Annotated in this window: 32 protein-coding genes; 11 read left to right on the plus strand and 21 right to left on the minus strand. The window is 66.5% G+C overall.

Annotated features, from left to right (window positions below; genetic code table 11):
- Positions 1 to 20 precede the first annotated feature (20 nt).
- Positions 21 to 569: a CHAP domain-containing protein gene (locus ACZ1I2_RS08460; protein ID WP_465170120.1), complete on the plus strand. Its 549-nt coding sequence runs from the start codon at positions 21 to 23 to the stop codon at positions 567 to 569.
- Between the two features lie 196 nt (positions 570 to 765).
- On the opposite strand, the gene msrB is transcribed toward ACZ1I2_RS08460, so the two are convergent.
- The gene (msrB, locus tag ACZ1I2_RS08465) at positions 766 to 1,263 is read right to left on the minus strand and encodes a peptide-methionine (R)-S-oxide reductase MsrB (RefSeq protein WP_465174417.1); all 498 of its coding nucleotides are present in this window, start codon (positions 1,261 to 1,263) and stop codon (positions 766 to 768) included.
- 234 nt (positions 1,264 to 1,497) lie between these two features.
- Here msrB and ACZ1I2_RS08470 point away from each other — a divergent pair, with 234 nt between their 5' ends.
- The 3 genes from ACZ1I2_RS08470 to ACZ1I2_RS08480 are packed head-to-tail and all read left to right on the plus strand — an operon-like array spanning position 1,498 to position 3,246.
- Positions 1,498 to 1,962, plus strand: coding sequence for a carboxymuconolactone decarboxylase family protein (locus ACZ1I2_RS08470; RefSeq protein WP_465170118.1), 465 nt, complete (start codon positions 1,498 to 1,500; stop codon positions 1,960 to 1,962).
- Positions 1,949 to 2,845: a sigma-70 family RNA polymerase sigma factor gene (locus tag ACZ1I2_RS08475; RefSeq protein WP_465174416.1), complete on the plus strand. Its 897-nt coding sequence runs from the start codon at positions 1,949 to 1,951 to the stop codon at positions 2,843 to 2,845. The genes ACZ1I2_RS08470 and ACZ1I2_RS08475 overlap by 14 nt, the downstream gene beginning before the upstream one ends.
- Complete coding sequence (locus ACZ1I2_RS08480) at positions 2,845 to 3,246, plus strand: hypothetical protein (RefSeq protein WP_465174415.1); 402 nt, start codon at positions 2,845 to 2,847, stop codon at positions 3,244 to 3,246. The genes ACZ1I2_RS08475 and ACZ1I2_RS08480 overlap by 1 nt, the downstream gene beginning before the upstream one ends.
- Positions 3,247 to 3,396: 150 nt before the next feature.
- Here ACZ1I2_RS08480 and ACZ1I2_RS08485 read toward each other — a convergent pair whose 3' ends face one another.
- Together ACZ1I2_RS08485 and ACZ1I2_RS08490 are read right to left on the minus strand one after the other, a co-directional pair.
- Entirely contained in the window at positions 3,397 to 4,638 is a 1,242-nt protein-coding gene (locus ACZ1I2_RS08485; protein ID WP_465174414.1) for a cytochrome P450, read from the minus strand.
- 139 nt (positions 4,639 to 4,777) lie between these two features.
- Positions 4,778 to 5,521, minus strand: a complete 744-nt coding sequence (locus ACZ1I2_RS08490; protein WP_465174413.1) for an SDR family NAD(P)-dependent oxidoreductase — start codon at positions 5,519 to 5,521, stop codon at positions 4,778 to 4,780.
- A gap of 77 nt (positions 5,522 to 5,598) precedes the next feature.
- Here ACZ1I2_RS08490 and ACZ1I2_RS08495 point away from each other — a divergent pair, with 77 nt between their 5' ends.
- Complete coding sequence (locus ACZ1I2_RS08495; RefSeq protein WP_465174412.1) at positions 5,599 to 6,294, plus strand: TetR/AcrR family transcriptional regulator; 696 nt, start codon at positions 5,599 to 5,601, stop codon at positions 6,292 to 6,294.
- Between the two features lie 84 nt (positions 6,295 to 6,378).
- On the opposite strand, the gene ACZ1I2_RS08500 is transcribed toward ACZ1I2_RS08495, so the two are convergent.
- Together ACZ1I2_RS08500 and ACZ1I2_RS08505 are read right to left on the minus strand one after the other, a co-directional pair.
- Positions 6,379 to 7,620, minus strand: coding sequence for an ABC transporter permease (locus ACZ1I2_RS08500; RefSeq protein WP_465170112.1), 1,242 nt, complete (start codon positions 7,618 to 7,620; stop codon positions 6,379 to 6,381).
- Positions 7,617 to 8,555, minus strand: coding sequence for an ABC transporter ATP-binding protein (locus tag ACZ1I2_RS08505; protein ID WP_465173982.1), 939 nt, complete (start codon positions 8,553 to 8,555; stop codon positions 7,617 to 7,619). Before ACZ1I2_RS08505 ends, ACZ1I2_RS08500 begins: the two co-directional genes overlap by 4 nt.
- Before the next feature lie 132 nt (positions 8,556 to 8,687).
- Between ACZ1I2_RS08505 and queG the strand changes: the two genes are divergently transcribed.
- Complete coding sequence (gene queG, locus ACZ1I2_RS08510; protein ID WP_465174411.1) at positions 8,688 to 9,821, plus strand: tRNA epoxyqueuosine(34) reductase QueG; 1,134 nt, start codon at positions 8,688 to 8,690, stop codon at positions 9,819 to 9,821.
- A 337-nt stretch (positions 9,822 to 10,158) separates the two neighbouring features.
- Here queG and ACZ1I2_RS08515 read toward each other — a convergent pair whose 3' ends face one another.
- A complete protein-coding gene (locus tag ACZ1I2_RS08515; RefSeq protein ID WP_465174410.1) occupies positions 10,159 to 10,539 on the minus strand; it encodes a hypothetical protein in 381 nt (126 codons plus the stop codon).
- A gap of 13 nt (positions 10,540 to 10,552) precedes the next feature.
- Positions 10,553 to 11,233, minus strand: a complete 681-nt coding sequence (locus ACZ1I2_RS08520; RefSeq protein ID WP_465174409.1) for an EI24 domain-containing protein — start codon at positions 11,231 to 11,233, stop codon at positions 10,553 to 10,555.
- A 97-nt stretch (positions 11,234 to 11,330) separates the two neighbouring features.
- On the opposite strand from ACZ1I2_RS08520, the gene ACZ1I2_RS08525 reads away from it, so the two are divergent.
- Positions 11,331 to 12,329, plus strand: a complete 999-nt coding sequence (locus ACZ1I2_RS08525) for an adenosine kinase (RefSeq protein ID WP_465170108.1) — start codon at positions 11,331 to 11,333, stop codon at positions 12,327 to 12,329.
- Positions 12,330 to 12,411: 82 nt separating this feature from the next.
- Here ACZ1I2_RS08525 and ACZ1I2_RS08530 read toward each other — a convergent pair whose 3' ends face one another.
- From ACZ1I2_RS08530 to hisB, 7 genes are all read right to left on the minus strand, one after another.
- Positions 12,412 to 13,938, minus strand: coding sequence for an amino acid permease (locus tag ACZ1I2_RS08530; RefSeq protein WP_465170107.1), 1,527 nt, complete (start codon positions 13,936 to 13,938; stop codon positions 12,412 to 12,414).
- 158 nt (positions 13,939 to 14,096) lie between these two features.
- Complete coding sequence (locus tag ACZ1I2_RS08535) at positions 14,097 to 14,474, minus strand: HIT domain-containing protein (protein WP_465170106.1); 378 nt, start codon at positions 14,472 to 14,474, stop codon at positions 14,097 to 14,099.
- 118 nt (positions 14,475 to 14,592) lie between these two features.
- Positions 14,593 to 14,913, minus strand: a complete 321-nt coding sequence (locus ACZ1I2_RS08540) for a phosphoribosyl-ATP diphosphatase (protein ID WP_465174408.1) — start codon at positions 14,911 to 14,913, stop codon at positions 14,593 to 14,595.
- 48 nt (positions 14,914 to 14,961) lie between these two features.
- Entirely contained in the window at positions 14,962 to 15,732 is a 771-nt protein-coding gene (gene hisF, locus ACZ1I2_RS08545; RefSeq protein ID WP_465170104.1) for an imidazole glycerol phosphate synthase subunit HisF, read from the minus strand.
- 172 nt (positions 15,733 to 15,904) lie between these two features.
- Positions 15,905 to 16,639 (minus strand): 1-(5-phosphoribosyl)-5-[(5-phosphoribosylamino)methylideneamino]imidazole-4-carboxamide isomerase, encoded by a 735-nt coding sequence (hisA, locus tag ACZ1I2_RS08550; RefSeq protein WP_465174407.1) that lies wholly within the window; start codon positions 16,637 to 16,639, stop codon positions 15,905 to 15,907.
- A complete protein-coding gene (gene hisH / locus ACZ1I2_RS08555) occupies positions 16,636 to 17,247 on the minus strand; it encodes an imidazole glycerol phosphate synthase subunit HisH (RefSeq protein ID WP_465170102.1) in 612 nt (203 codons plus the stop codon). The genes hisA and hisH overlap by 4 nt, the downstream gene beginning before the upstream one ends.
- Positions 17,240 to 17,833: an imidazoleglycerol-phosphate dehydratase HisB gene (hisB, locus tag ACZ1I2_RS08560; RefSeq protein WP_465174406.1), complete on the minus strand. Its 594-nt coding sequence runs from the start codon at positions 17,831 to 17,833 to the stop codon at positions 17,240 to 17,242. Before hisB ends, hisH begins: the two co-directional genes overlap by 8 nt.
- 86 nt (positions 17,834 to 17,919) lie before the next feature.
- Between hisB and ACZ1I2_RS08565 the strand changes: the two genes are divergently transcribed.
- From ACZ1I2_RS08565 to gmk, 4 genes are all read left to right on the plus strand, one after another.
- Entirely contained in the window at positions 17,920 to 18,402 is a 483-nt protein-coding gene (locus tag ACZ1I2_RS08565; protein WP_272625331.1) for an SspB family protein, read from the plus strand.
- 99 nt (positions 18,403 to 18,501) lie between these two features.
- Complete coding sequence (gene fumC, locus ACZ1I2_RS08570) at positions 18,502 to 19,890, plus strand: class II fumarate hydratase (protein ID WP_465174405.1); 1,389 nt, start codon at positions 18,502 to 18,504, stop codon at positions 19,888 to 19,890.
- Positions 19,891 to 20,103: 213 nt separating this feature from the next.
- The gene (locus tag ACZ1I2_RS08575; protein WP_465170099.1) at positions 20,104 to 20,325 is read left to right on the plus strand and encodes a hypothetical protein; all 222 of its coding nucleotides are present in this window, start codon (positions 20,104 to 20,106) and stop codon (positions 20,323 to 20,325) included.
- Between the two features lie 51 nt (positions 20,326 to 20,376).
- Positions 20,377 to 21,042 carry a guanylate kinase gene (gene gmk, locus ACZ1I2_RS08580; protein WP_465174404.1) on the plus strand — a complete coding sequence of 222 codons (666 nt, stop codon included), beginning with the start codon at positions 20,377 to 20,379 and terminating at the stop codon, positions 21,040 to 21,042.
- 2 nt (positions 21,043 to 21,044) lie between these two features.
- Here the strand turns inward: gmk and ACZ1I2_RS08585 are convergent, their stop codons facing one another.
- The 7 genes from ACZ1I2_RS08585 to crcB all read right to left on the minus strand — a co-directional run bounded on the left by ACZ1I2_RS08585 (position 21,045) and on the right by crcB (position 25,322).
- Entirely contained in the window at positions 21,045 to 21,728 is a 684-nt protein-coding gene (locus tag ACZ1I2_RS08585; protein WP_465170097.1) for an ATP12 family chaperone protein, read from the minus strand.
- A gap of 1 nt (position 21,729) precedes the next feature.
- A complete protein-coding gene (locus ACZ1I2_RS08590) occupies positions 21,730 to 21,951 on the minus strand; it encodes a hypothetical protein (protein ID WP_465170096.1) in 222 nt (73 codons plus the stop codon).
- A complete protein-coding gene (locus ACZ1I2_RS08595) occupies positions 21,948 to 22,610 on the minus strand; it encodes an HAD-IA family hydrolase (protein ID WP_465170095.1) in 663 nt (220 codons plus the stop codon). Before ACZ1I2_RS08595 ends, ACZ1I2_RS08590 begins: the two co-directional genes overlap by 4 nt.
- Positions 22,607 to 23,221 carry an FMN-binding negative transcriptional regulator gene (locus ACZ1I2_RS08600; RefSeq protein ID WP_465181619.1) on the minus strand — a complete coding sequence of 205 codons (615 nt, stop codon included), beginning with the start codon at positions 23,219 to 23,221 and terminating at the stop codon, positions 22,607 to 22,609. The genes ACZ1I2_RS08595 and ACZ1I2_RS08600 overlap by 4 nt, the downstream gene beginning before the upstream one ends.
- A 68-nt stretch (positions 23,222 to 23,289) precedes the next feature.
- The gene (locus ACZ1I2_RS08605; protein ID WP_465170093.1) at positions 23,290 to 23,637 is read right to left on the minus strand and encodes a hypothetical protein; all 348 of its coding nucleotides are present in this window, start codon (positions 23,635 to 23,637) and stop codon (positions 23,290 to 23,292) included.
- Positions 23,638 to 23,838: 201 nt separating this feature from the next.
- Entirely contained in the window at positions 23,839 to 24,948 is a 1,110-nt protein-coding gene (locus ACZ1I2_RS08610; protein WP_465174403.1) for an RluA family pseudouridine synthase, read from the minus strand.
- Positions 24,945 to 25,322, minus strand: a complete 378-nt coding sequence (gene crcB, locus ACZ1I2_RS08615) for a fluoride efflux transporter CrcB (RefSeq protein ID WP_465174402.1) — start codon at positions 25,320 to 25,322, stop codon at positions 24,945 to 24,947. Before crcB ends, ACZ1I2_RS08610 begins: the two co-directional genes overlap by 4 nt.
- Positions 25,323 to 25,363 lie beyond the last annotated feature (41 nt).

Genomic DNA, 25,363 nt, shown 5'->3' on the forward strand with positions numbered 1-25,363 from the left:
GCGGGACCTGAGGGGGCCACATGAATTTCCGGGCGTTTGCAGCGCGTTTTGCGCTGGTGGCTTCGTGCAGCCTGATGGTGGCGACCCCCGCCATGGCGCAGTTCTGGCAGTGCGCTCCCTATGCCCGCACCATTTCCGGCATCGCGATCCACGGCAACGCCAATACCTGGTGGAACCAGGCAGCCGGCCGTTACGCCCGCGGCCATGCGCCGAAGGTCGGCGCCGTGCTGGCTTTCTCCTCGACCGGCAAGATGCGCCTCGGCCATGTCGCGATGGTCAGCGAAGTCGTCAGCGACCGCGAGGTCCTGCTCACCCACGCCAACTGGTCGCGCCGCGGCGGAATCGAGCGCAATGTCCGCGCGGTCGACGTATCCGAGGCCGGCGACTGGAGCATGGTCAAAGTGTGGTACGGCCCGAATGGCGGCCTCGGCACCAGCGCCTACCCGACCAAGGGTTTCATCTATTCGGATCGTGACGCGAGCACCGACATGGTCGAGAGCGAGACGCAGGAGCCGATGGCGCCGCTGACGATCGCGTCGCTCGGCATGTCGGACGAGATCAGCTTCTGATTTCTTTCCCTCTCCCTTGACGGGAGAGGGTTGCGCAGACTTGGTCCGCGTTCTTCACGCGGGCCTAGTCGGAGCTGGGTGAGGGTGCGCGCTCGCCCTTCCGCGAGCGCGTTTGTGGCCCCACCCTCTCCAACTACGACTAGGCAGCAAGCTGCCAAGTCTTCGTATCCTCTCCCGTCGAGGGAGAGGAAGGTCGTCACACCTTACCCGGCCTGAACGTCATCGCCACGCCATTCATGCAATAGCGCTTGCCGGTCGGCTTCGGTCCGTCGTCGAAGACATGGCCGAGATGCCCGCCGCAGCGCCGGCAATGCACCTCGACGCGCGAGAAGCCGAGCGTGCGGTCTTCGCGAGTGCGCACCGCATTCTCCAGCGGCGCCCAGAAGCTCGGCCAGCCGGTGCCGCTCTCGAACTTGGTCTTCGACGAATAGAGCGGCAGCGCGCAGCCGGCGCAGGAGAAGATGCCGGCGCGGTGCTCGTCGTTGAGCGGGCTGGTGAACGGCGTCTCGGTCGCTTCGTGGCGCAGGGTGCGATAGGCGGCGGGGGAGAGCTTCGCCTTCCACTGCGCGTCGGTCATCGTCACTTCGAACGTCTCGGGTGCTCCGGCCGAGGCGCTGCCGCGACAGCCGAACAGCGCGAAGGCCGCGGCGCCGGTGCCGGCAAGGGTGAGGAAGCTGCGGCGGTCTGGGGTCATGATCGTCCTCGAAGGGCTTGATAAGGCATATGTAGGTACGCGGGGCCGCCCCGACGAGATGCACGGCGCGTCCGGAAGGGTCGTCGTGAAACGGAATCACCACGTACGCTATTCGTCGGACCCCGAGTGTCGGTTACGGAGACCCAGCGAAAAAATTCGCTCCCCCATGTCACACTCGCCGGGGCTATCCCGTCATGTTTGCATGCGTGCATGGTGCACGCTTGGAGACAGACCATGACCCCACGTTTGCGCAATCCCCATCTGCTCGCTCCCGAAGCAGTGCAGGCCATGATGGCGCTGGAGGCGAGCTTCGACTCCTCGACGCTCGAATTGGTGCTGCGGAACCTGGTGAAGCTGCGTGCGTCGCAGATGAACGGCTGCGCTTTCTGCATCCACATGCATTCGACTCACCTGCGCGAAGAGGGCGTGAGCGAGATGAAGCTGTACATGCTGCCTGCATGGCGTGAATCGACCCTGTACAGCGATCGCGAGCGGGCGGCGCTGGGCTGGACCGAGTCACTGACCCGTCTGAGCGAGACAGGTGCCCCCGATGCCGATTACGCGCCGGTCAAGGCTGCCTTCACCGAGGCCGAGCAGGTCCAGCTCACCCTGCTGATCGGCGCGATCAATGTGTGGAACCGGTTGCAGGTCGGTTTCCGCGCACCGCATCCAGTGGAGCGCTCCAGTGTCGCCGCCTGACGCGGCCGCTTCGCTATTCGAGGCGCAGCGGCCGCGGCTGCAGCGCCTCGCCTATCGCATGCTCGGCTCGGTCTCCGAGGCCGAGGATGTGGTGCAGGACGCCTGGCTGCGCTGGTCGAAGGTCGAGGAATCGGTCGATGTGCCGGCGGCCTATCTCACCCGCATCGTCACCCGGCTGTGCCTCGACCAGATGCGATCGGCCCGCGCCCGGCGCGAGACCTATTACGGCGCCTGGCTGCCCGAGCCGCTGGTCGGCTCGACCGAGGACGAGCAGGCCGACGACCTGACTCTTACCCTGATGCTTGCGCTCGAACGGCTCTCGCCGTTGGAGCGTGCGGCCTTTCTGCTGCACGACGTGTTCGGCGTCGCGCTGAGCGAAGTCGCCGGCACGCTCGACCGCGATGCGGCGGCGGTGCGCCAGATGGCGGTGCGCGCCCGCAAGCATGTCCAGACCGCGCGGCCACGCTATCCGGTCGAGCAGGCCGAGGCGGACCGCATTGCGCGGGCCTTCTTCGCCGCGGCGCGCGACGGCGATGTCGCGGCGTTGCAGTCGATGCTGGCGGAGGACGTGGCGGTCTATTCCGACGGCGGCGGGCGCGTGCTCGCTTTCCGCAACCCGATTATCGGCGTGGCCAAGGTGCTGCGCATGTTTGCCGGGCTGGCGCGCAAACATGCCTGGCGGCCGGTCATGCTGAAGCCGGTCTCGATCGACGGGCTGCCCGGCTATGTCAGTATCGACCGCGGACAGTTGCTGCAGACCACGGCGCTGGAGATCCGCGATGGGCGGATCGCGGCGATCTACATCATGCGCAACCCCGACAAGCTGGCCCATGTCGCTGTCGCCTTCAGCCAGGGGCAGGCCGCTATTCCAGGAGGACAATGATGCGGGGCACGGTTCCCATTCTCGCCGCTATTCTCGGCCTCGGCGCGGTCGCCAACGGCCTGATCATGCTCGCCGTGCCGGCCGACTGGTATGTCGCGGTGCCGGGCGTCACCACGACCGGTCCGTTCAACCAGCATTTCATCCGCGATATCGGGCTGATCTTCGTATTGATCGGTGCGGCCTATATCTGGGGCGCCGTACGGCCGGTGATGCGGGTTCCGTTATGGGCCGCGGCGAGCTTCTGGCTCGCCGGGCATGCGCTGTTTCATTGGTGGGAAGTGGCGGTCGGCATCTGCGGAACCTCCGCCCTCGCGCGGGATTTCCCGGCGGTGACCGTGCCGGCGATCCTTGGGATCGGGTTTACGGTGTGGGCGATGCGGGCGCGCAGCCAATCGGCGTAAGCTGCACTTTACTCCCTCTCCCAGCGGGAGAGGGAAGGGCCCATCGCTCTTGCGATGGGAAGGGTGAGGCCGACCGGCAGTTTATTGGTCACCCTCATCCGGCGCTACGCGCCACCTTCTCCCGATGGGAGAAGGGAGAAGAGAAGGGTTTTAGTACTTCGAAATCTCCACCGGCAGCTTGCGATAGCCATGGACGAAGCAGGCAGCGACGCGTTCCGGCTCGCCGAGCACGTTCACCCGCATGCGGCGCTTCGCCATCTCCTCGAACAGCGTCGCGATCTGCAACTCGGCCAGCCGCGCGCCGACGCAGCGGTGGATGCCGTGGCCGAACGCCAGGTGGCGCCGCGCATTGGGGCGGTCGACGATGATCTTGTCGGCATTCTCGAACACGCTCTCGTCGCGATTGGCCGAGAGATACCAGAGCGCGAGCTTGTCGCCGGCCTTGATCTGCTGCCCTTCCAACTCGGTGTCCTCGGTCGCGGTGCGGCGCATATGGGCGAGCGGGGTCTGCCAGCGGATGATCTCCTGCACGGCATTGTGGATCAGCGTCGGATCGCCTTCCAGCTTCGCGCGCTCGTCAGGGAACAGGTCGAGGCCGTAGGCCGCGGCAGTCATCGAATTGCGCGTCGTGTCGTTGCCGCCGACGATCAGCAGGATCAGGTTCCCGAGGAACTCCATCTGGTCCATCTCGGCCATCGCATCCGAATGCATCATCATCGAGATGAGATCGGGCGTGGGTTCCTTGCCGAGCTTCTGGTTCCAGAGGTTCTGGAAATAGCCGCCACACTCATACATGTGCTTGAGGCGTTCGAGGCGAAGCTCCTCGGTCTTCACCAGCTCGATATCGCCGGCCCAGTCGGACCAGAAGGTCAGCTTGCGCCGATCCTCCCAGGGGAAGTCGAACAGGATCGCGAGCATCTGCGTGGTCAGTTCGATCGAGACCGTGTCGACCCAGTCGAATTCCTTGTTCCACTCCAGGCTGTCGAGCACCTCGGCCGTGCGCATGCGGATATTGTCGGAGAGGCGGACCATCTCGCTCGGCGTGAAGGCCGGGGCGACGGTGCGGCGCTGGCCGGTATGCTTGGGCCGGTCCATCGCGATGAACATCGGCATGCGCACATCGGTCGGCGAATGTTCGATGAAGTCGGCCAGCGTGATGCCGCCGGCCTGGGACGAATAAATGTCCGGCAACGATTCGACCTGGACGATCGGCTTGTAGGTCGAGACCGACCAATAGGGGCCGAAGCCGGACCGCTCGACATAATGGACCGGCGATTCGGCGCGGAGCTGCCGAAAGGGTTCCTGCCAGATATCGTCGCGGTAAAGCTCCGGCCGGCTTACGTCGAGCGGGTCGACCCTCGTTTCCACCGCGTGCAGCGCCTGTGTCGCCATTTTCGCCTCTCCTTTGGGTGCAGAAAAGCCTTAGCTGACACTCATGTCAATTGCGATGTGCAACGGGATCGGCGAGATGGTGGTTAGCGGCGATGGCCGGGTGACAGCGACGGAGGGGCGCTGACCGCCCCCCGGAGTGTCAGGTCGTCTGTCCGCCGTCCACGGTCAGGATCGCGCCGGTGATGTGCCGTGCCGAAGGGCTGGCCAAAAAGGCGACGGCGGCGGCGACATCGTCCGGCGTGCCGTAGCGGCCGAGCGGGCTGAGGCTCCGCTGGAAGTCGGAGAACTCGCCATTGGCCGGGTTCATCTCGGTGTCGGTCGATCCCGGCTGGACGAGGTTGACCGTCACGTCGCGCGGGCCAAGCTCGCGTGCCAGGCCGCGCGTGAAGGAATGCAGCGCGGATTTGGTCATGAAATAGATCGTGCCGGTATCGCCGACGATGCGTTCGGCACCCGCGGAACCGATCGTGACGATGCGCCCGCCCGCGGAAAGATGGGGGATGGCGGCCTGAGCCGCGAGGATCGGGCCGCGTATGTTGACCTTGAGCAGAGCGTCGATCGCCTCGACACTGACGTCCGCGATGGATGCATAGAGCGCGATCGCCGCATTGTTGACGAGGATGTCGACGCCCCCAAGTGCCGCCGCCGCCTCGTCGACCGAGCGCTTCACCGCTGACGGATCGGCGCTGTCGGCTCGGATCGCTACTGCCTTGCGGCCTTTCTCCTCGATCGCATGGACCACGTCGGCCGCACGCTCGACCGAGCGCTCATAGGTGATGGCGACATCGGCGCCCTTCTCCGCGAGCGCGACTGCGATCGCCGCGCCGATCCCGCGTGATCCACCCGTCACGAGCGCGCGTTTTCCATCCAGTTCCGTCATCATGGTTACCTTATGTAATGATCGATATATAATTAATATGATCGTTGCCGCGTCACGTCAACGGGATTATATAACGATCGATGCAAAATTCTGACGCTCCGCTCCATACCGCTTCGGCCGCTGCCCGCGGCCGGGGACGGCCGCGCGCCTTCGATCGCGATGCCGCGCTGGAGCGGGCGACCTGGCTTTTCTGGTCGAAGGGATTCGAGGCGACCTCGATCGCCGATCTGACTCAAGCGATGGGCATCGGTGCCCCCAGTCTCTACGCCGCCTTCCGATCCAAGGAGGCGCTCTACGCGGAAGCACTGCGGCATTATGCTGAGACCAACGAGGGCTATGTATGGGCAGGCTTCCGCGTGGCCGAAACCGCGCGCGAGGCCGTCCGGGCCTTGCTCATGGATTCGGCGGCCGCGTTGACGGGTTGCGTCGTGGACATTCCCCGCGGCTGCATGGTCACGCTTTCCTCGGTTGGTAGCGAAGGCCATGCCGAGCTCGGCCAACTCGTCCGGTCGGCCCGTGCGGTCACGCTCGAACGTCTTTTGGCACGTCTCGGTCAGGCCGTGGCCGATGGCGAGATTCCGGCCTCGACGGATATCCACGGGCTCGCCCGCTTTGTGCAGACGCTCCAGAACGGCATGTCGATCCTCGCCCGGGATGGCGCCACGCGCGCGGAGCTGGAAGCGGTCACGGATGTCGCGATGGCCGGCTGGGATGCCAGAACCACTGGCGGCGACGGCGAGGAGCGGGGCTTACTGCGCCGGCCGTTCTCACAATAGGCCTGTTTCGCGCGAGGCGAGTTCCCTGACTTGCTGGTCATCCCGTTCGCACGACGGATGCCAGAGTCGCATCAGGCAGACGCGTCAGCGCCCGATCAGGCCCTTCCAGTTGATCTTGCCGCTGCCTGACTGGAGCACGCCGCGGCGGAAGGCACGGGCGGCGATGGTGATGACGATCGCGACCCACAGCAATTGCCAGGCCAGCGCCGCAAGATGTGGCCAGAGATCGGGCAGGTTCGCTGCGCGCCCGGCCATCGCATAAGGCGAGCTGAACGGGAAAACCTCCACCGCGATCGCCATCCAGCTATTGGGTTTGGATACCGCCTGCACCGACAGGCCGAAGATGATGATCTGCAGGATGGTGATCGGCAACGACAGGAGCTGCAGCTCGCGCGGGGTGCTGGCCTGGGCGCCGACGCCCATGAATACGGCGCCGAGCAGCATATAGGCCATGGCGAAATAGGCGACGAACAGCAGCGAGAAGACCGGCATGCCGATCGCCGGGCCGATGTCGCGGAACGCCGCGCCGAGCCCCCCCGGCACCAGGACGTCGAGCTGGCTGGCCAGCGTGCCCCAGAACCCGATGAACAACAGCGCCGACCCGAACATGCCGATCAGCTTGCCGAAGAACACCGCCTCGAGCGGGACGGCGGCGGCGAGGATCTCGACCACCTTGTTGCTGCGTTCCTCCGCCATGGTGCCGACTGCCTGGCCCGCGAGGAACAGGGTGAGGAAGAAGATGCCGAACACGGCGAAAAAGGCCGATCGCTTGTTGCCGGTCGGGCTGGGTTCGGCGCGGGCGATCGAAGTCAGGGTCGGTGTGCTGAGCGCGGCGGTGCCGCTCTTCTCCATGCGCAGGGTTTCCTCGGCGAGCTGGGCGAGGAAGTTCGCGTCGCGCCGGCCAAAGCCGCCATAAAGGATCGTCGGGCGGCTTAGGTCGCCGAACATCGCCGCTGAGGCATCGCTGCCCTTGTCGCTGAACGCGATATGCGCCTGGCCGGCGGGATTGTCGGTGGGGGTCTGTACCACCAGCGCCGGTGGCCGGTCGTCGCGCGCATAGAGCTGGCGCAGGCGCGTGTCGGCGGCGCGCATCGCCTCGTGCCGGGCCGGATCGACGATCGCGACGATGCTCGCCTTTTCGACCGAGGCGCTGGTGACGGAGGAGGCGCCCATGCCGCCGATCAGCCCGAAGGACAGCATCAGCACTGGCGTGAACAGGAACACCAGGAACATCGGCGTGAACACGGTCGCGACGAAATCGCGGCGCGCGATGGTCAGGGTCTGGCGGACGAGGCGGCGGAGATTGCCGGGAGGGGAAGCGCTCATGCCGCGACCTCCGTGTCTTCCGTCCGGTCCTTGAGGGCCTCGGGGCCGACGATGCGGACAAACGCGTCGTGCAGGCCGGGCCGCTCCATCGCGAGGCCGGAGATGCCGAATCCTCCGTCGATCAATCGTTTCAGGATATCCTCCACCCCGCTGTCGGGCACGATGAAGCGCCAGCCATCGCCGTCGCGTTCTGCATCGGGCGGGAGCAGGGCGGCGATGCCCTCTCCATCGAAATGCGGCACATAATGGGCGCGCATCGGCAGCTTGCCGCGCGCATCCGCGACCGTGCCCTCGAACCGCGCCTTGCCGCCGGCGATGATGGTCAGCCGGTCGCACAGCCGCTCGGCATGCGCCATGACATGAGTCGAGAAGAGAATGGTCGCGCCGCGATCGCGCTGGGCGACGATCAGCGCCTCGAGCCGATCCTGGTTGACCGGATCGAGGCCGGAAAAGGGTTCGTCGAGCACGAGCAGATCGGGTTCGTGCACGACGGACCCGAGCAGCTGGACGAGCTGCGCCATGCCCTTCGAGAGTTTGCGGATCTTGCTGTCGACGGCGTGGCCAAGGCCGGCGCCCTCCATCAGCATGACGGCACGCCTGCGTCCGGTCTTGAGGTCGAGGCCGCGGAGTGCCCCCATGAAGGCGATCGCGTCCTTCGCCCGCATGGCCGGATAGAGGCCACGTTCCTCGGGCAGATAGCCCACCCGGTCGCTCACTGCGCGCGGATATTCATGGCCGAGCAGGGTGCGGGTGCCGCCATCGGGCTCGATGATGCCGAGCAGCATGCGCAAGGTGGTGGTCTTGCCGGCGCCATTGGGGCCGAGCACGCCGTAGATCAGGCCCTTGGGCACCGCGATGTCGATGCCGTCCACGACGCGGCGGCCACCGAATTTCTTGACCAGCCCGGTAGCGCTGATCGCCAGATTGTCGGTTATCAAGTCTCACCTTCCGTTCGTCCCGAACGGGACGTCACAGGCCAGATACCAGCGCTTCGTTAATGTGTCTCGACCTCTCGACACTTATGGCAGGTGGGTCGCATTTTACGGCCGCTATGGTAGCGGGTGCGCGTGCGCGACGAGATCGCCCTGAATGAAACACTGAAGGCGAAGGCGGCCGAGCTGGGCTTCGTGGCGTGCGGGATTGCGCGTGCCGATGCGGCGCCGCTGACCGCGCAGCGGCTTCGCCAATGGCTGGGCGAGGGCATGCACGGCGACATGATCTGGATGGAAGCCCGCGCGCATCACCGCGAGAGCCCCGCCGGGCTGTGGCCGGAGGTGAAGAGCGTGATCTCGCTGGGCATGAGCTACGCGCCCGCCACTGACCCCCTCGCGCTGGCAAGTGAGGCGGAGAAGGCGCGCATCTCGGTCTATGCACAGGGCGCGGATTATCACGACGTGATGAAGCGCGCGCTGAAGGCCTTGGCGCGGTGGCTCGTCGCCGAGGTGAAGGACGTGGACCTGAAGGTGTTCGTCGACACCGCGCCGGTGATGGAGAAGCCGCTGGCCGAGGCGGCCGGGCTTGGCTGGCAGGGCAAGCACACCAACCTGGTCAGCCGGGACCATGGCAGTTGGCTGTTCCTCGGCGCGATCTACACGACGCTCGACCTGGTGCCGGACAGACCGGGCCGCCAGACCTGCGGGTCGTGCGACGCCTGCCAGACGGCATGCCCCACGGACGCGTTTCCGGCGCCGTACCGGCTCGATGCGCGGCGGTGCATTTCCTATCTGACGATCGAGCATGCCGGTCCGATCCCGCACGAATTCCGCGCGGCGATGGGCAACCGTATCTATGGCTGCGACGATTGCCTGGCGGTGTGTCCGTGGAACAAGTTCGCGGCGGCGGCTAGCGCGAACAAGGCCTTTGCGCCGCGCGCGGAACTGGCGGCACCGGCGCTGGCGGATTTGCTGGCCTTGGACGATGCTGGCTTTCGCGAGGTGTTCGCCGGATCGCCGATCAAGCGGATCGGGCGGGACCGGATGGTGCGCAACTGCCTGATCGCCGCGGGCAACAGCGGGGCGGCGGGATTGGCCGAGCCGGCGGCAGGATTGCTCGACGACGCGGCACCGGTGGTGCGCGGCGCGGCGATCTGGGCGCTTGGCCGGCTCGATCCGGAGCGCTGGGAAAACGAACGCGCGCTACGGCGCCCGGGCGAGCCGGACGAGACGGTTCTGGCGGAATGGAGCGCCCGTCCGCCCCTGTAAGACGGGCGCTCCGACTCATGCCGACATCCGGATCACGCCGATATGTTGCGCCACGCGGCGTCAGCCGCTTTCGCCAGATGCCAGCCATCCTCTCTACGGATCATCTGCCTTCTGCACCCGGTGCAGACGCTGCGGAAATCCTCGCCGTCATGCTTCACCAATCGTCGATCGCGTTTGTGACGCCCCAAGGCACATCGCCAAAGCTGCAAAATGTTCATGTCCAACCCCCCGCCAGGCGGATTGCCTACGGTCCCTCCGCTTCTAACTTTCCGCTGGCGCGATTCGGACTATCACAGCCTGGCTGCGATTTTTAGTGAAAAGCCCGACATGATGGCGACTATCTTGCGGGGTTTCGTCCCACGCTCAACGCCCCGACACAGCTGGCGCGGTCGATCGGGCTGCCGTTGGTCTGCCGCGCGTCGACATAGGTGACGACGGCCTCGCCGCGGCCTTTTGGGTAGAGATAGGCATCCAGCACGCAGGTCGCATTGCCGAACTGGAGCTTGCGCGCATTGCCCTCGCGCACATCGGCTGCCGGTTTGCCGAACAGGCCGATCAGCGCGTTACCGGTCTGGCCGATCACCCGGTCCAGGCCGGTAGTGCCGCCAGGGATCGGAATCGGTACCGGCGCCGCGCGCGCCGGACGGGGGGCCACGCCCGTGTCGCCGCACCCGGCGAGGATCAGTGCCGGCAGGATCGCGAGGGCCAGTTTCTTCATGACGCAAACACCTTCATATCCGCCGTTTTCCATGGAACAGATGCGTTGCCATCGCGGCGCCAAGCACCGGGGCGACGAGGTTGAGGATCGGGATCAGGAACAGACCGGTCCCGGCAAGCCCGAGCGTGAAACGCTGAAAGCTGGTCGAGCCGCGCCAGCTCTTCATGTCCTTGCGCGGCATATGGCGCGCCGCGACCATGTCGCCCAGATCCTGGCCGAGCAGCCAGCCGTTCACGACAAAGAACAGCAATGCCGTGCCCACCCCGGTGATCAGCAGCAGCAGATAGAGCGGCGCTACGGCGAGGTTGATCAGGATCAGCCGCCCGGCCGAGCCAAGCCCCATCGCCACCGATCGTTCCAACGGTACATCGCGCGCCTCGGCGAGCGCCTCGGGATAATGTTTCGCCTCGACGGCGGCGACCACCTCGTCGGCGAAAATGCCGATCACCGCGACGGCGATCACGCGGAACAGGAAGAAGCCGGCGAACAGCCATAGCAGCACCGCTGCGGCGCCGGCCCAGCTACCCGCCTCTGGCGTGGCGCCCATCCAGGCGACCAGCCGCACCACTCCGTACCACAGGGCGGCACCGACCAGGAGGAGCAGTATCAGCGTCACCCCGAGCGATTTCAGCAAGACCCTGATGATCTTCGGATCGCCGAGCTGGCCGACAGACAGGAAGAAGGCGCTGAGCATTGGGCCGGTGTAGCCGGGCCTTCTCTCAAGTCCAGACGGTTGCGCTCGTCTGCGTGCCCCTTTACGGCCAGCCGGTATTTCCATTCAGGAGACTGACTTGACCAGCCCAACCTATGACGTGGTTGCGATCGGCAACGCGATCGTCGACGTGCTCTCCCAGGCCGAAGATGCGTTCATCACCGAACAGGGCATGGCCAAGGGCTCGATGCAGCTGATGTTCTCGCCCGAGGACGCCGATGCGCTCTACGCCAAGATGGGTCCGGGGATCGAAGCGAGCGGCGGTTCGGCGGCGAACACCGTCGCGGCGATCGCGGCGCTCGGCGGTCGCGCCGGCTTCATCGGCCAGGTGGCGAACGACCAGCTCGGCGAAGTGTTCGCGCATGATATCCGCGCGACCGGCGTCGCCTTCACCACCGCGGCGCGCGACGGCGAGCCGACCACGGCACGCTGCCTGATCTTCGTCACGCCCGACGGGCAGCGGACGATGAACACCTTTCTCGGCGCGTCGCAGTTCCTGCCCGAGAGTGCGCTCGATCGCGAGCTGATCGCCTCGGGTGCGATCCTGTATCTCGAGGGCTATCTCTGGGATCCCGAGGAACCGCGCAAGGCAATGCGCGCCGCGATCGAGGTTGCGCGCAAGGCCGGCCGCAAGGTCGCCTTCACGCTCAGCGACGTGTTCTGCATCTCGCGCCATGGCGGCGATTTCCGCGACCTGATGGCCAAGGGGCTGGTCGACATCATGTTCGCCAACGAGGCCGAGCTGCTTGCGTTGATGGAGACCGAGGATTTCGAGGCGGCGGTCGAGGCCGCGGCGGCGCAGGTGCCGACCCTGGTGGTGACGCGCAGCGAGAAGGGCGCGATCGCCATCTCCAGCGGCCAGCGCGCGTCGGTGGTGGCGGAGCCGATCGAGAAGGTCGTCGACACCACTGGCGCGGGCGATCTGTTCGCGGCCGGCTTCCTGTCGGGCCAGGCGCAGGGCAAGAGCCTGGAGCAGTCGCTCCGCCTCGGCGCGATCTGCGCGGCGGAGATCATCTCGCACTACGGCGCACGGCCGATGTGCGACATGAAGGCGCTGGTGGCGGAGAAGCTGGGCTAAGCGCTCGCCTTCTTTCGAAACCCACGAAAAAGGGGCCGGGGAGTTGATCCCCGGCCCCTTTTCTTTTTGCCGTGCGGGCCGGTTATTCCGTGATCGGCGGAACCGGCTGCGGCGGCGCATCGGCGTCGGTCTCATGGACCTCGACATGCCCGCGGCCCACATGGCTGCGGCTGTAGCTATAGGAGAAATACACCACCAGCCCGACCGCGGCCCAGCCGAGGAACATCAGCTTGGTCTCCATGCCAAGGCTGAAGAACAGATAGACACAGCCAAGGATGGCGACCGGTGCCGTGAACATGACGCCCGGCGTCCGGAACGGGCGGCGGCGATCCGGGTCGGTCTTGCGCAGCACCATCACCGCGATCGACACCGCCGCAAAGGCGAACAGGGTGCCCGAGTTGGAGATGTCAGCGAGGATGCCGACCGGGAAGAAGGCGGCGAATAGCGCCACGAAGACGCCGGTCAGGATGGTGATGACGTGCGGCGTGTGGAACTTCGGGTGGATCTTCGAGAACATCGCCGGCAGCAGGCCGTCGCGGCTCATCACGAAGAAGATGCGGGTCTGGCCGAACATCATCATCAGGATGACGGACGGCAAGGCGAGACCGGCGGCGAGGCCGATCAAATTGCCGATCTGCGGCCAGCCGATTTCGCGCATCGTCCAGGCCAGGGCTTCCTTGGAACAGACGACGGCGGCATCCTTGATCGCCGCGCACTGGCTGGCAAGTTCGGCGCTGCCTGGTGCCAGCGGCAGCCCGGTCGTGCCCGCAACCGGCTGGGCACCGACACTGCCGATGACGCCGGCGGCGACCAGCAGGTAGAAGACAGTGCAGATCGCAAGCGAGCCGATCAGGCCGATCGGCATGTTGCGTTGCGGGTTCTTGGTTTCCTCGGCTGCGGTCGAGACCGCGTCGAAGCCGACATAGGCGAAGAAGATCGAAGCGGCAGCCGCCGATATGCCGGCAAAGCCGAGCGGCGCAAAGGGCGTGAACTGGTCCATGTTGATGACGGGTACGGCTAGGATGATGAACAAGGTCAGCGCCGACACCTTGATCGCGACGAGCACGGCGTTGACCATGGCGCTTTCCTTGGTGCCGATCACCAGCAGCCAGGTAACCAGCCCCGCGATCAGCATCGCGGGCAGATTGACCAGGCCCCCGTCATAAGGTCCGCGTACCAGCATATTGGGGATATCGATGCCGAACGCATGTTCGATCAGCCCGACGACATAGCCCGACCAGCCGACTGAGACCGCGCCGGCCGCGATGGCATATTCGAGGATCAGCGCCCAGCCGACCATCCACGCGACCAGTTCGCCCATCACCGCATAGCTATAGGTGTAGGCGGAGCCGGAAACCGGCACCATCGCCGCCATTTCCGCGTAGCAGAGCGCAGCGAAGGCGCAGACGAAGCCGGCGATGACGAAGGAGGCCATCATGCCGGGGCCGGCCTTTTGCGCCGCTTCCGCCGTCAGCACGAAGATGCCGGTGCCGATGACCGCGCCGATGCCGAGCATCGTCAGCTGGAAGGCACCTAGCGATCGTGTGAGCGATTTTTTCTCGGCCGTCGCCAATATGGCGTCGAGCGACTTGATGCGTCCGAATATCATGAACGAGGAACCCCCCAGGAGCGACACCGCGGTGCCGCCGGATTTCGCCAATAGCAGCGCTACGGCGCCGCCAAGTTTTTCGATCGCGGGAGCCTAGCCTGAAATCAAGGGGGCGCAATCCCCAAACGCGCGGCGCTCCGGCGGCGCGCCGAAAAGCATCAGCGCGCGAGCATCGGCCCCAGCGGCGCGCCGGCGAAGACATGGACATGGAGGTGCGGCACCTCCTGCCCGGAATGCTGGCCGGTATTGGCGAGCAGCCGGTACCCCGGCGCCACCCCGCCGGCCGCGCGCGCCACCGCACCGACCGCGCGAACGAAGCCGGCGATCTCCGCATCGGACGCCCTGGCGCTGAAATCGTCCCAGGAAACGTAAGGGCCGCGCGGGATCACCAGGATATGCGTCGGCGCCTGCGGATTGATGTCGTGAAAGGCGATGGCGAAATCGTCCTCATAGACGCGCTTCGACGGGATCTCGTCGCGGAGGATCTTCGCGAAGATATTCTGGTCGTCATAGGGCTTGGTGGCGTCGATCGGCATGGCTATTCCCCTCCCGCTTGCGGGAGAGGTCAGGGGAGGGCCTGTCCCCATAGACTCCCGGCGGCATCGATCCTGGACATGCCCTCCCCCGACCCCTCCCGCAAGCGGGAGGGGAGAATTAAGAGGTCCGCCCCGCCTTTTCGTCGATGCCCGACACGCTCTCGCGGCGGCGCAGTTCGGCACGGACATCGTCGAGCGAGACACCGGCATCGGCCAGCAGCACGAGCAGATGGAAGACCAGGTCGGCCGCCTCGCTGGTGATCTCGGTCCGGTGGTCGCGGATCGCGGCGATCACTGTCTCGGTCGCTTCCTCGCCGAGCTTCTGCGCGATCTTGGCGCGCCCGCGCGCGAACAGCTTCGCGACATAGGAGGTGTCGGGATCGCCGCCCTTGCGGGCGCGGATCACGGTTTCGAGCGTGTCGAGGAAATCGTCTGCCATCCACGCGGGCTGCCCCGGACGGGCGCGAAGGTCAATCCCGTTGGGGGTTCAGGCGAAGAGGGGCGTCCGCACCGGCACGCCCGCGGCCGCCAGCGCGGCATGCGCGTCGGCGATGCTTGCCTCGCCGAAATGGAAGATCGACGCCGCCAGCACGGCGCTCGCATGCCCATCCAGCACGCCCGCCACCAGGTCCTGCAGCCCGCCGACTCCGCCCGAGGCGACCACCGGCACCGCGACTTGATCTGCGATGGTGCGGATCAGCGCCAGGTCGTAGCCGTCGCGCGTGCCGTCCCGGTCCATCGAGGTGACGAGCAGCTCGCCCGCGCCGAGCGCGACCAGCTTCAGCGCATGCTCGACCGCGTCGATGCCGGTCTCGCGCCGGCCGCCATGGGTGAACACCTCCCAATGGTCGCCCACCCGCCGCGCGTCGATCGAGGCGACGCAGCACTGGCTGCCGAAGCGGTCAGCGATGTCCGACACCACTTCGGGGCGGGACACGGCGGCCGAATTGACCGCGACCTTGTCCGCGCCGGCGAGCAGCAGCGCGCGCGCATCCTCGGCGCTGCGCACGCCGCCGCCGACCGTGACCGGCATGAAGCACACCTCGGCGGTGCGGCGCACCACGTCGAGGATGGTGCCGCGCGCTTCATGGCTGGCGGTGATGTCGAGGAAGCAGAGCTCGTCCGCCCCAGCCGCATCATAGGCGCGGGCCTGCTCGACCGGATCGCCCGCATCGCGCAGATCGACGAAGTTGACGCCCTTGACGACGCGGCCATTGGCGACGTCGAGGCAGGGGATGACGCGCGCGCGGACGGTCATTCTTCTTGCCCTCCCCCCTTGCGGGGGAGGGTAGGGGAGAGGGGCCGGCCGCGTCTGCGGCCGAAAAGAATCACCCTCTCCCAGCTACGAATAGGGCCGCGTGAAGAACGCGACCCAAGTCTGCGCAACCCTCTCCCGTCAAGGGAGAGGGAAAGGGAAAGGCGTTCTCCCCTCACGCCGCCGCCGCCACGCTCAGCGCAGCCGCCAGATCGAGCCGGCCGTCATACAGCGCCCGCCCGGTAATGACGCCCTCGATCCCGTCCGCCGCGTGCAAGGCGAGCACATGAATCTCGGCAATGCCCTTCACGCCACCCGATGCGATCACCGGGATCCGCACCGCCCGCGCCAGATCGACGGTAGCCTCGACGTTGCACCCCTTGAGCATCCCGTCGCGCCCGACATCGGTGAACAGCAGCGAGGCCACGCCCGCATCCTCGAAGCGCCGCGCAAGATCGATCACTGCGACCGTCGAGACATCGGCCCAGCCGCGCGTCGCGACCATGCCGTCACGCGCATCGACCGCGACGACGATGCCGCCTGGGAAATCGCGCGCGGCCTCGCGCACCAGCTCCGGATTCTCCAGCGCGGCGGTGCCGATCACCACGCGCGACACGCCCAAATCGAACCAGCGCTCGATCGCGGCGCGGTCGCGGATGCCGCCGCCCAGCTGGACATGGCCGGGGAAGCGCTCGACGATCGCCTTCACCGCCTCGCCATTGACAGAAGCGCCGGCAAAAGCGCCGTCGAGATCGACGACATGGAGGTATTCGGCGCCCTGTCCGGCGAAGATCATCGCCTGGGCGGCGGGATCGTCGCCATACACGGTCGCCCGGTCCATATCGCCCTCGGCGAGGCGCACGACCTGGCCGCCCTTCAGATCGATCGCCGGGAAAACGATGAGGCTCATGGCCGCCACTCCAGAAAACGTGCGAGCAGCTCCAGCCCGTAACGCTGGCTCTTCTCGGGATGGAACTGCACGCCAAGCATATTGTCGCGCCCGATCGCCGCGGCGACGGGGCCGGCATGATCGGTGCTGGCGATCACATCCGCGCCTTCGAACGCATAGCTGTGCAGGAAATAAGCCTCGCCCGGCTCGATCAGCGGATGCTGCACGGAAGGGACGACGTCGTTCCACCCCATATGCGGTACCTTGGCCGTGGGATCGGCGGGGGTGAGCAGGCGAACGCTGCCGCTGATCCAGCCCAGGCCCGGATGAATCCCATTCTCCTCGCCGGCATCGGCCATCAGCTGCATGCCGACGCAGACGCCAAGGAACGGCGCGCCTTCCCGCCGCACGCGGCGGTCGATCGCCTCGACCATGCCCGGCACCGCGCGCAGCGCCGAGGCGCAGGCCCCAAACGCACCCACGCCGGGCAGCACGATCCGGTCGGCCCGCGCGACAACATCAGCGGAATCGGTGATCGCGACATTGCCGGCGCCGGCCGCTTTCAGGGCATTGGCGACTGAATGGAGATTGCCCGCGCCGTAATCGATCAGCGCCAGCGTCTCAGCCACCCAGCATCCCCTTGGTCGAGGGAATCGCGTCCGCCTTGCGCGGGTCGATCTCGACCGCGGTGCGCAGCGCCCGGGCCAGGCCCTTGAACGCGCTCTCGATGATATGGTGGTTGTTCCTGCCGTACAGCGTCTCGACATGGAGCGTCAGGCCCGCCGAACCGGCAAAGCTGTGGAACCAGTGCTCGAACATCTCGGTGTCCATCTCGCCGAGGCGCTTCTGCGAGAACTCGCATTTCCACACGAGATAGGGCCGGCCCGAGATGTCGAGCGCGACGCGGGTCAGCGTCTCGTCCATCGGCGACAGCGCGTCGCCATAACGGCGAATGCCCTTCTTGTCGGCAAGCGCCCTGGCGACCGCCTCGCCGATCGCGATGCCGACATCCTCCACCGTGTGGTGCTGGTCGATATGCAGGTCGCCGACCGCCTTCACGTTCAGGTCGATCAGCGAATGGCGCGAGAGCTGCTCCAGCATATGATCGAAGAAACCGATGCCGGTCTCGATCGTGTAGCTGCCGGTGCCGTCAAGGTTGACGGTCACCTCGATCTTTGTCTCCTGGGTGGAGCGCGAGATGGTGGCGGTGCGCATGCGCATCCCCATAGCGTCCACGTGTCATCATGCAATCTTGCTCGGACAATCTTGACGGGCTTTCAAAGGCCGCTAGTCCATGCGCGATGAGCGATGGCCTGCCCGATAGCCTGATTCCCTATGACGAGATCGTCCAGGAGGCGCTGCGCGCCGTGGTCGGCCGTGTTCTCGGCTCCGTCGCCGAGAATGGCGGACTGCCCGGCGACCATCATTTCTACATCACCTTCAAGACCCAGGCGGCCGGCGTCGACATCCCGCAGCGGCTGATCGAGCGTTTCCCGGACGAGATGACGATCGTGATGCAGAACCGCTATTGGGATCTGGTCGTCGACGATACCGGCTTCTCGATCGGGCTGAGCTTCAACCAGGTGCCGTCGAAGCTGGTCATCCCCTACGCCGCAGTCACGGGCTTCCACGACCCCTCCGTCAATTTCGAGCTGCGTTTCCAGGCGCAGGAAGGCCCCGAGGGCCCCGATCCGCACGACGAAGCGGAGAATGACGGCCCGACCGTCACGCCGGTCGAGGACGGATCGAACGTCGTCTCGGTGGATTTCAAGCGGAAGAAGTGACCTTCCGTTCGCGCTGAGCTTGTCGAAGCGCTGTCCTGCCTCCACTTCTGCGGCAAGAAAAGCAGCCCTTCGACAAGCTCAGGGCGAACGGAGGTTTGCGTGACTCAGGAAACCCGCACCGAGACCGATTCGATCGGCGCCATCGAAGTCCCGGCTGACGCCTATTGGGGCGCCCAGACCCAGCGCTCGATCGAGAATTTCCCGTTCGGCGCGACCGAGCGCATGCCGATCGGCATCGTCCACGCCCTCGCGCTGGTGAAGCAGGCCGCCGCGCGGGTGAACCGGGCGCATGGGCTGGACCCGAAGATCGCCGACGCGATCGAAGCCGCCGCTGCGGAAGTCGCGAGCGGCAAGCTCGACGATCAGTTCCCTTTGGTCATCTGGCAGACCGGCTCCGGCACCCAGAGCAACATGAACGTCAACGAAGTGATCGCCGGCCGCGCCAACGAGATGCTGGCGGGCACGCGCGGCGGCAAGGTGCCGGTCCATCCGAACGATCACGTCAATATGAGCCAGTCGTCCAACGACAGCTTCCCGACCGCGCTGCATATCGCCGCGGCGATGGCGGCGACGCAGCGGCTGCTCCCCGCGCTCGACCGGCTGCACGATGCGCTTGAGGCGAAGGCGACTGCCTGGACCGGCATCGTCAAGATCGGCCGCACGCACCTTCAGGACGCGACGCCCGTCACGCTCGGCCAGGAATTCGGCGGCTATGCCAACCAGCTCTATCGCTGCCGCGCGCGCATCACGCCCGGAGTAGTGCACGGCATGTGCCAGCTCGCCCAGGGGGGGACCGCGGTCGGCACCGGCCTCAACGCGCCGAAGGATTTCGGCGAGGCGATCGCGGCGCAGCTTTCGGACCTGACCGGGCTGCCCTTCTTCACTGCCGAGAACAAGTTCGAGGCGCTCGCCTCGAACGACCCCATCGTCCACCTCTCGGGTACGCTCAACACGCTCGCGGTGGCACTGACCAAGATCGCCAACGATATCCGCCTGCTCGGCTCCGGCCCGCGCTCGGGCATCGGCGAGCTCGATCTGCCGGCGAACGAGCCGGGCAGCTCGATCATGCCGGGCAAGGTCAACCCCACTCAGTGCGAGATGCTGACCATGGTTTCGGCCCAGGTGATGGGCAACAATGCCGCGATCACGATTGGCGGGTTGCAGGGGCATCTCGAGCTCAACGTGTTCAAGCCGCTGATCGGGGCGAACCTGCTGCGCTCGATCCATTTGCTGAGCGTCGGCATGGAGGGCTTCGCGGAGCGCTGCGTCGACGGCCTCGAGCCGAATCGCGGGCGCATCGCCGAGCTGGTCGACCGGTCGCTGATGCTGGTGACGGCGCTGGCACCCGAGATCGGTTACGACAATGCCGCGAAGATCGCCAAGCACGCCCATGCCGAAGGGCTGACGCTAAAGGAGGCGGGGCTCGATCTGGGGCTAGTCGACGCCGCGACCTTCGACCGGCTCGTGCGGCCGGAAACGATGGTGTGAAAATTCCTCCCCGAGCTTGCTCGGGGAGGGGGGCCGCCCGCTTCTTCAGCGGGTGGTGGAGGGGCTTGGAGTGCGTGACTGACCTTCCGCACTCCAAGCCCCTCCACCATTCGCCGGAAGAGGCGAATGGTCCCCCTCCCCGTTCCGGGGAGGAACTAAAGGGAACCACCCGCCGCCTCACGCGCTCTCCACCCCGCAACAAGGGAACATCCAATGAAAGCCAGCACCATCATCGGCGGCCTGATCGGCAGCGCGATCGACAAGCGCAGCGGCGACGACAGCAGTGTGGACGGCGCGCTGATCGGCGCCGGCGTGGTGACTGCGGCGCGGGTAATCGTGCCGATCGCGGTGACCTTCGCGGTCGGCTGGCTGGCGCTTCGCGGCCTGAGCAAGCTGACCGATTCAGTGCTCGGCCAGCGTCCCACCGAAAGCTGATCTGCCGCAAGACGGGTTGACGGGAGGAGGGCGCCCGCGCCACTAGCGCGCATGGACGCCCATGATCCCGATCCGCACGGCTTCAAACGCCGCGGTGTACTCTTTGTTCTTTCCTCGCCGTCAGGCGCCGGCAAGTCGACGATCGCGCGCAAGCTGCGCGAGGACCAGCCCGAGCTGGTCGTCTCGGTTTCCTACACCACCCGGCCGATGCGCCCGGGCGAGGTGGACGGCGTCGACTATCATTTCGTCGACCTCGAAACCTTCCGGACGATGGTCGCGAATCACGAATTTCTCGAATGGGCGCATGTCTTCGGCCATCGCTACGGCACGCCAAAGGCGCAGGTCTGGAACGTGCTCGAACAGGGGCGCGACATCCTGTTCGACATCGACTGGCAGGGCGCGCAGCAGCTCCACCAGCTCGCCGGCGGCGATATCGTCCGCGTCTTCATCCTGCCGCCCTCGATGGCCGAACTGCGCACCCGGCTCGAGCGCCGCGCGACCGATACGCCCGAAGTGATCGACGCGCGCATGGACCGCGCGGCGAACGAGGTCAGCCACTGGGACGGCTATGATTATGTGCTGGTCAACGACAATGTCGACCAGTGCTTCGAGTACGTCACGACGATCCTCGCGGCCGAACGCCTGAAGCGCTCGCGCCAGACCGGGATCATCGGTTTCATCCGCAAGCTGATCCGGACCTCTCCAACGGGCGAGTGAGCCTAGCGAATCAGGGTTAGGAACCGAACCCCCGCATCGAAATCCCGACGGCGCGATTCGAGCGCGCCGAGCGACAGCTCGTCCCGGCCCCATTGCTCGGCCTGCCAGTCCTCGTCGAGCTCGACTGCGCGCCACACTTCCTCCGCCGTCGCCGCGCCTTCGGCCAGCGCCAGCGCCGCGACCAGCGATCCGCCGATGGTGACGATGGGGGACAGGCCCGCCAGCTCCCACGCGTTCCGCGCGGCAATCGCTTCGGCCAGCCGCGCGATCGTCGCGGGCGGCTGGGGCTTGTGCATCACGCCCGCGGCGATCTCGAAATGCACATCGTAGCGCGTCCGCGCCCAGTCGAGGATCGGGTCCCACAAGGCAGCCTGCCGCGCGACCAGATCGTCGGGGCTCTCGGCGCGGTAACAGAGCAGGTCGCTCTCCCCGAACGCAGCGAGCGCGGCGGAAAAGGCGGCGGGGTCGATCCGCTCGATCGCTGCATTGGCGAGCCCGGTCAGCGGCATTGCGCGGGGATCGATCTCGGCGCCTTCTGCCACGGCGCGCCATTCCTCGGCGACGGCTTCGGCCAGCGCGGGGGTGGGGAGGACGAGCGGCTGCTTGCCGGGCGTCCGCACCGGCTTGCCGTCGAGCGCGATGCCGCGATCCTCGCCGATCGCCACGCTTTTCCAGAATCTCTTCACATCAGGCCTCGGGCGGGGTCCGCCAGCGCCGGGCGAGCGAGCGCGGCACGGTCGCGATCATCACCAGCGCCGACAGCACGATCGCGACCCCCAGGATCTTCGGGCCCAGCGTCTGCGCGCGGCCGAGCAGCACGACGCCGAAGATCGCGCCGGCCGATCCAGCAACCCGGGTGAGCGTCATCGCCAGCCAGCGGTTGCGGGCGGTTGTATCGGGGTCGGTCATACCGTCTCCATATGGTCGGGCAGGCTCGCCACCGTCGTGGCCACGACATGCGCCCCCGCGGCGAACAATTCTTCGGGCGGATGATAGCCCCAGGCGACGCCCAATGCCCGCGTGCCCGCCGCGCGCGCCATCATCATGTCATAGCTGGTGTCGCCGATCATCACCGTCGTTGCGGGCGAGGCGCCGGCCTCGGCCATCGCCAGCTCGATCATCGAAGGGTGCGGCTTGGACGGGTGGCGATCGGCAGTCTGCAAGGTGACGAAGCGGCCGGCGATGCCGTGATGCGCCAGGATATGGGCAAGGCCGCGATCCGACTTGCCGGTCGCGACGCCGAACAGCCAGCCGGCCTTTGCCAGCGCGTCGAGCGCGTCGATCATGCCCTCGAACAGCGGTTCCTCGTCCATCGCGCCCGACTGGCGCAAGGCGAAGAAGCTGGATTTGTAATCGTCGGCGAGCACCCGGTGCCGCTCTTCGTCGAGGTCGGGGCTGAGCGCCGCGATCGCGTCGACCAGGCTCAGGCCGATGATGCGGCGGATCGCTTCTCGTTCCGGGGCGACGAGCCCGCCGATCCTGAACGCCTCCTCCATCGACTGGCAGATATTGGCCTGGCTATCGACCAGCGTGCCGTCGCAATCGAACAGGGCAAGGCGGTTGGTCATGCGTTCCTCATCGGGCTTTGCCTCATCAGATCGGCGAGCGCGGCGTTGCCGCTGCGGTCGAGCCCGTCGATCGCGCCAAGGCGATCGGCCTCCGGCTTGTTCTGGCCCAGCTTGTTGGTGCCGCGCACCGCCTCGATCGTCACCTCGAAACCGATGATCGCGCGCAGCATCGCGCGGAAACGCGCATCGTCCATCTTGGCGCGGGTCCAGGGGTTTTCGGGGACCACGCGTGGCTCATGGATCGCGGCGAGCGTATCGAGCTGCTCGATCAGGCCCTGCTCGTCGATCGCCCGGGCAACGCCCTCGATCTCGACCGCGACATAATTCCAGGTCGGCACCTGCTGGACCGGATCGGCATACCAGTTGGGCGTGATGTACCCGTCAGGCCCGGCGATGCTCAGGATCACCCGGGCGCCGTCGAGCAGCGGGGCGAGCCGGTTGCCGCGCGCCAGATGGAAGCGGAGGTGCTGGTCGCCCGCCGGCACGATCGGCGCGTGCGCGACCATCGGCCCGTCGCTGGTCGCGGCGAAGAGGTGCGCAAAGCCCCGCACGAACGCCCAGTCGAGCATCGCGGCATCGCTGTCGAAGCGGAAGGCCTTGTTAGGGTGCATGACATTGGCCGTAGCGTCCCGGTCGCGGGAATCAATTGCCTGCTGCGGCGGCAGGTCGATGCCGAGCTCTAGTACGCCGGTTTGCAATGGCCGATATCGAACCCGATGGCGCAAACATGGCTATCCACGATCTGCCGTTTACGCGCGCGATATAGGTCGGCGCTCACCGGATCATGCTCTCCAAAGCGTGCGCCGAGGGCGCGTCGTGTGTTGGCCACCGCCGCCGCGCGCGCATAACCATCACAGTTTCGAGCGAAGCGCGAGGCCTGTGGATAGCTGACCGGACGTAGCGCGGCAGCCGAGTGAGCCCGTTCCACCATGCAACGACGAAAGGCTGTCTCGGGGTTTTCCTCGCCTCCACTACAGCCGGCAAGAGCGGCGAGACACGTTACGGCCGTGAAGAAATGCGTCAGCATATGGCAAGGGTACGGCGCGATTTTGATTTGGACAATGTCGGGCTGACAAGAGTCAGAAGAAGGCCTCAATTAAAGACAATCTCTTGAGTTCTATCAGGTGAATGTCAGCAACCCTGATGATATTTTGAATGTCACGGCTTGGTCCAACCAGATTTCCAAGCGTGGCACACCATCGCCGTGGCATTGCCGTCCCGACCGGCCTTAGGCGCTCCCGCGGCTCCGGCGTTCGCCGCGGCGGGCCTTGCGCACCGTCTTGGCGTGGGCCTTGGCCTGCTGCTTCTTGACCGCCTTGTTCGGCGGGGGCGGGGTGTCGAGCGGCATGTTGTTGCCGAGCATCTCGTCGAAGCCGAGTTGCTTCAGGCTTTCCGCGAAATGCTGGGGCAGCTCAGCCTGGATATCGATCTTGCCGCCATCGGGATGGTCGACCGCGATGCGCCGCGAATGCAGGTGCATCTTGCGGCTGATCCCGCCGGTCAGGAACGCGGCCTGGCCGCCATATTTGCCGTCGCCGACGATCGGATGGCCGATCGCCGCCATGTGCACGCGCAGCTGGTGCGTGCGGCCGGTATGCGGGATCAGCTCGACCCAGGCAGTGGTGTTGCCGGCGCTCTCGATCACGCGGTAGCGCGACCGGGCGAGCTGGCCCTCCTTCTCGTCGACATGCATCTTCTCGCCGCCGCTGCCGGGCTGCTTGGCGATCGGCAGGTCGATCGTGCCGTCCTCGATCGACGGCACCCCGACGATCAGCGCCCAATAGGTCTTCTTGGCGCTGCGCGAGGAAAAGGCCTTGGCGAAGAAGGCGGCCGCGCGGGTGGTCCGCGCGATCAGCAGGGCGCCGCTCGTGTCCTTGTCGAGGCGGTGGACCAGCTTGGGCCGGCTCTCGCCCTCGAACTGCAGGCCGTCGAGCAGGCCGTCGACATGCTCGTGCGTCTTGGTGCCGCCCTGCGTGGCGAGACCCGCTGGCTTGTTGATGACGATCGCCTGCTTGTCGCGGTGGATCACCGTTTCGCGGATGAAGTCGGTTTGCTCCTCGCTGAGCGGCGGGCGCTCGCGTTTCTGTGGCGTATCGGCGCGGACCGGCTCGGCTGGCGGCACGCGGATCGACTGGCCGGCGACGATGCGGTCGCCCGGTGTGGCGCGCGCGCCATCGACGCGGAGCTGTCCGGTCCGCGCCCATTTGGCGACGGTGGTGAAGCTGGTGTCGGGCAGATGCCGCTTGAACCAGCGATCGAGCCGGATGCCGTCATCATCGGCGCCGACGTTGAACTGGCGGACGTTCGTTTCGTCCTTGGTGTTGGGCTTGTCGCTCATGCCGCCACCCGCACCAGCGAGAGGCCGGCGAACAGAGCGACGACCGAGCCGATCACCGAGAGGAGGATGTAGAACAGCGCCATGCCGAGATCGCCGCGCTGGATCATCGTCACCACATCGAGCGAGAAGGCCGAGAAAGTGGTATAGCCACCAAGCACGCCGACGCCGAGCAGCAGGCGCCAGTTTTCGCCTGGAACGGCCATCCGCGCGAGGCTGCCGACCAGCAGGCCCATGGCGAAACCGCCGATCAGGTTCACGGCGAGCGTGCCATAGGGAAAGGCCGGGCCGAACGCGGAGAGCGTCGCCCGCCCGGTAAGATAGCGCGCGCCGGAGCCGACGGCACCGCCGAGCATCACGAGAAGAAGTTGGAACATCGCGCCGCGTTAGCGCGGATTGGAGGAAATGAGAACCTTGC

This window comes from Sphingomonas sp. BL-S-29 (assembly GCF_055521495.1).

What these genes read in the sequence shown, in the direction of transcription:
- ACZ1I2_RS08460 (WP_465170120.1), top strand. Translation starts at nt 21, where the DNA reads ATGAATTTCCGGGCGTTTGCAGCGCGTTTTGCGCTGGTGGCTTCGTGC.
- msrB (WP_465174417.1), bottom strand. Translation starts at nt 1,263, where the DNA reads ATGACCCCAGACCGCCGCAGCTTCCTCACCCTTGCCGGCACCGGCGCC.
- ACZ1I2_RS08470 (WP_465170118.1), top strand. Translation starts at nt 1,498, where the DNA reads ATGACCCCACGTTTGCGCAATCCCCATCTGCTCGCTCCCGAAGCAGTG.
- ACZ1I2_RS08480 (WP_465174415.1), top strand. Translation starts at nt 2,845, where the DNA reads ATGCGGGGCACGGTTCCCATTCTCGCCGCTATTCTCGGCCTCGGCGCG.
- ACZ1I2_RS08485 (WP_465174414.1), bottom strand. Translation starts at nt 4,638, where the DNA reads ATGGCGACACAGGCGCTGCACGCGGTGGAAACGAGGGTCGACCCGCTC.
- ACZ1I2_RS08490 (WP_465174413.1), bottom strand. Translation starts at nt 5,521, where the DNA reads ATGATGACGGAACTGGATGGAAAACGCGCGCTCGTGACGGGTGGATCA.
- ACZ1I2_RS08495 (WP_465174412.1), top strand. Translation starts at nt 5,599, where the DNA reads ATGCAAAATTCTGACGCTCCGCTCCATACCGCTTCGGCCGCTGCCCGC.
- ACZ1I2_RS08500 (WP_465170112.1), bottom strand. Translation starts at nt 7,620, where the DNA reads ATGAGCGCTTCCCCTCCCGGCAATCTCCGCCGCCTCGTCCGCCAGACC.
- ACZ1I2_RS08515 (WP_465174410.1), bottom strand. Translation starts at nt 10,539, where the DNA reads ATGAAGAAACTGGCCCTCGCGATCCTGCCGGCACTGATCCTCGCCGGG.
- ACZ1I2_RS08520 (WP_465174409.1), bottom strand. Translation starts at nt 11,233, where the DNA reads ATGCTCAGCGCCTTCTTCCTGTCTGTCGGCCAGCTCGGCGATCCGAAG.
- ACZ1I2_RS08530 (WP_465170107.1), bottom strand. Translation starts at nt 13,938, where the DNA reads ATGATATTCGGACGCATCAAGTCGCTCGACGCCATATTGGCGACGGCC.
- ACZ1I2_RS08535 (WP_465170106.1), bottom strand. Translation starts at nt 14,474, where the DNA reads ATGCCGATCGACGCCACCAAGCCCTATGACGACCAGAATATCTTCGCG.
- ACZ1I2_RS08540 (WP_465174408.1), bottom strand. Translation starts at nt 14,913, where the DNA reads ATGGCAGACGATTTCCTCGACACGCTCGAAACCGTGATCCGCGCCCGC.
- hisF (WP_465170104.1), bottom strand. Translation starts at nt 15,732, where the DNA reads ATGACCGTCCGCGCGCGCGTCATCCCCTGCCTCGACGTCGCCAATGGC.
- hisA (WP_465174407.1), bottom strand. Translation starts at nt 16,639, where the DNA reads ATGAGCCTCATCGTTTTCCCGGCGATCGATCTGAAGGGCGGCCAGGTC.
- hisB (WP_465174406.1), bottom strand. Translation starts at nt 17,833, where the DNA reads ATGCGCACCGCCACCATCTCGCGCTCCACCCAGGAGACAAAGATCGAG.
- ACZ1I2_RS08565 (WP_272625331.1), top strand. Translation starts at nt 17,920, where the DNA reads ATGAGCGATGGCCTGCCCGATAGCCTGATTCCCTATGACGAGATCGTC.
- ACZ1I2_RS08575 (WP_465170099.1), top strand. Translation starts at nt 20,104, where the DNA reads ATGAAAGCCAGCACCATCATCGGCGGCCTGATCGGCAGCGCGATCGAC.
- gmk (WP_465174404.1), top strand. Translation starts at nt 20,377, where the DNA reads ATGGACGCCCATGATCCCGATCCGCACGGCTTCAAACGCCGCGGTGTA.
- ACZ1I2_RS08590 (WP_465170096.1), bottom strand. Translation starts at nt 21,951, where the DNA reads ATGACCGACCCCGATACAACCGCCCGCAACCGCTGGCTGGCGATGACG.
- ACZ1I2_RS08595 (WP_465170095.1), bottom strand. Translation starts at nt 22,610, where the DNA reads ATGACCAACCGCCTTGCCCTGTTCGATTGCGACGGCACGCTGGTCGAT.
- ACZ1I2_RS08600 (WP_465181619.1), bottom strand. Translation starts at nt 23,221, where the DNA reads ATGCACCCTAACAAGGCCTTCCGCTTCGACAGCGATGCCGCGATGCTC.
- ACZ1I2_RS08605 (WP_465170093.1), bottom strand. Translation starts at nt 23,637, where the DNA reads ATGCTGACGCATTTCTTCACGGCCGTAACGTGTCTCGCCGCTCTTGCC.
- ACZ1I2_RS08610 (WP_465174403.1), bottom strand. Translation starts at nt 24,948, where the DNA reads ATGAGCGACAAGCCCAACACCAAGGACGAAACGAACGTCCGCCAGTTC.
- crcB (WP_465174402.1), bottom strand. Translation starts at nt 25,322, where the DNA reads ATGTTCCAACTTCTTCTCGTGATGCTCGGCGGTGCCGTCGGCTCCGGC.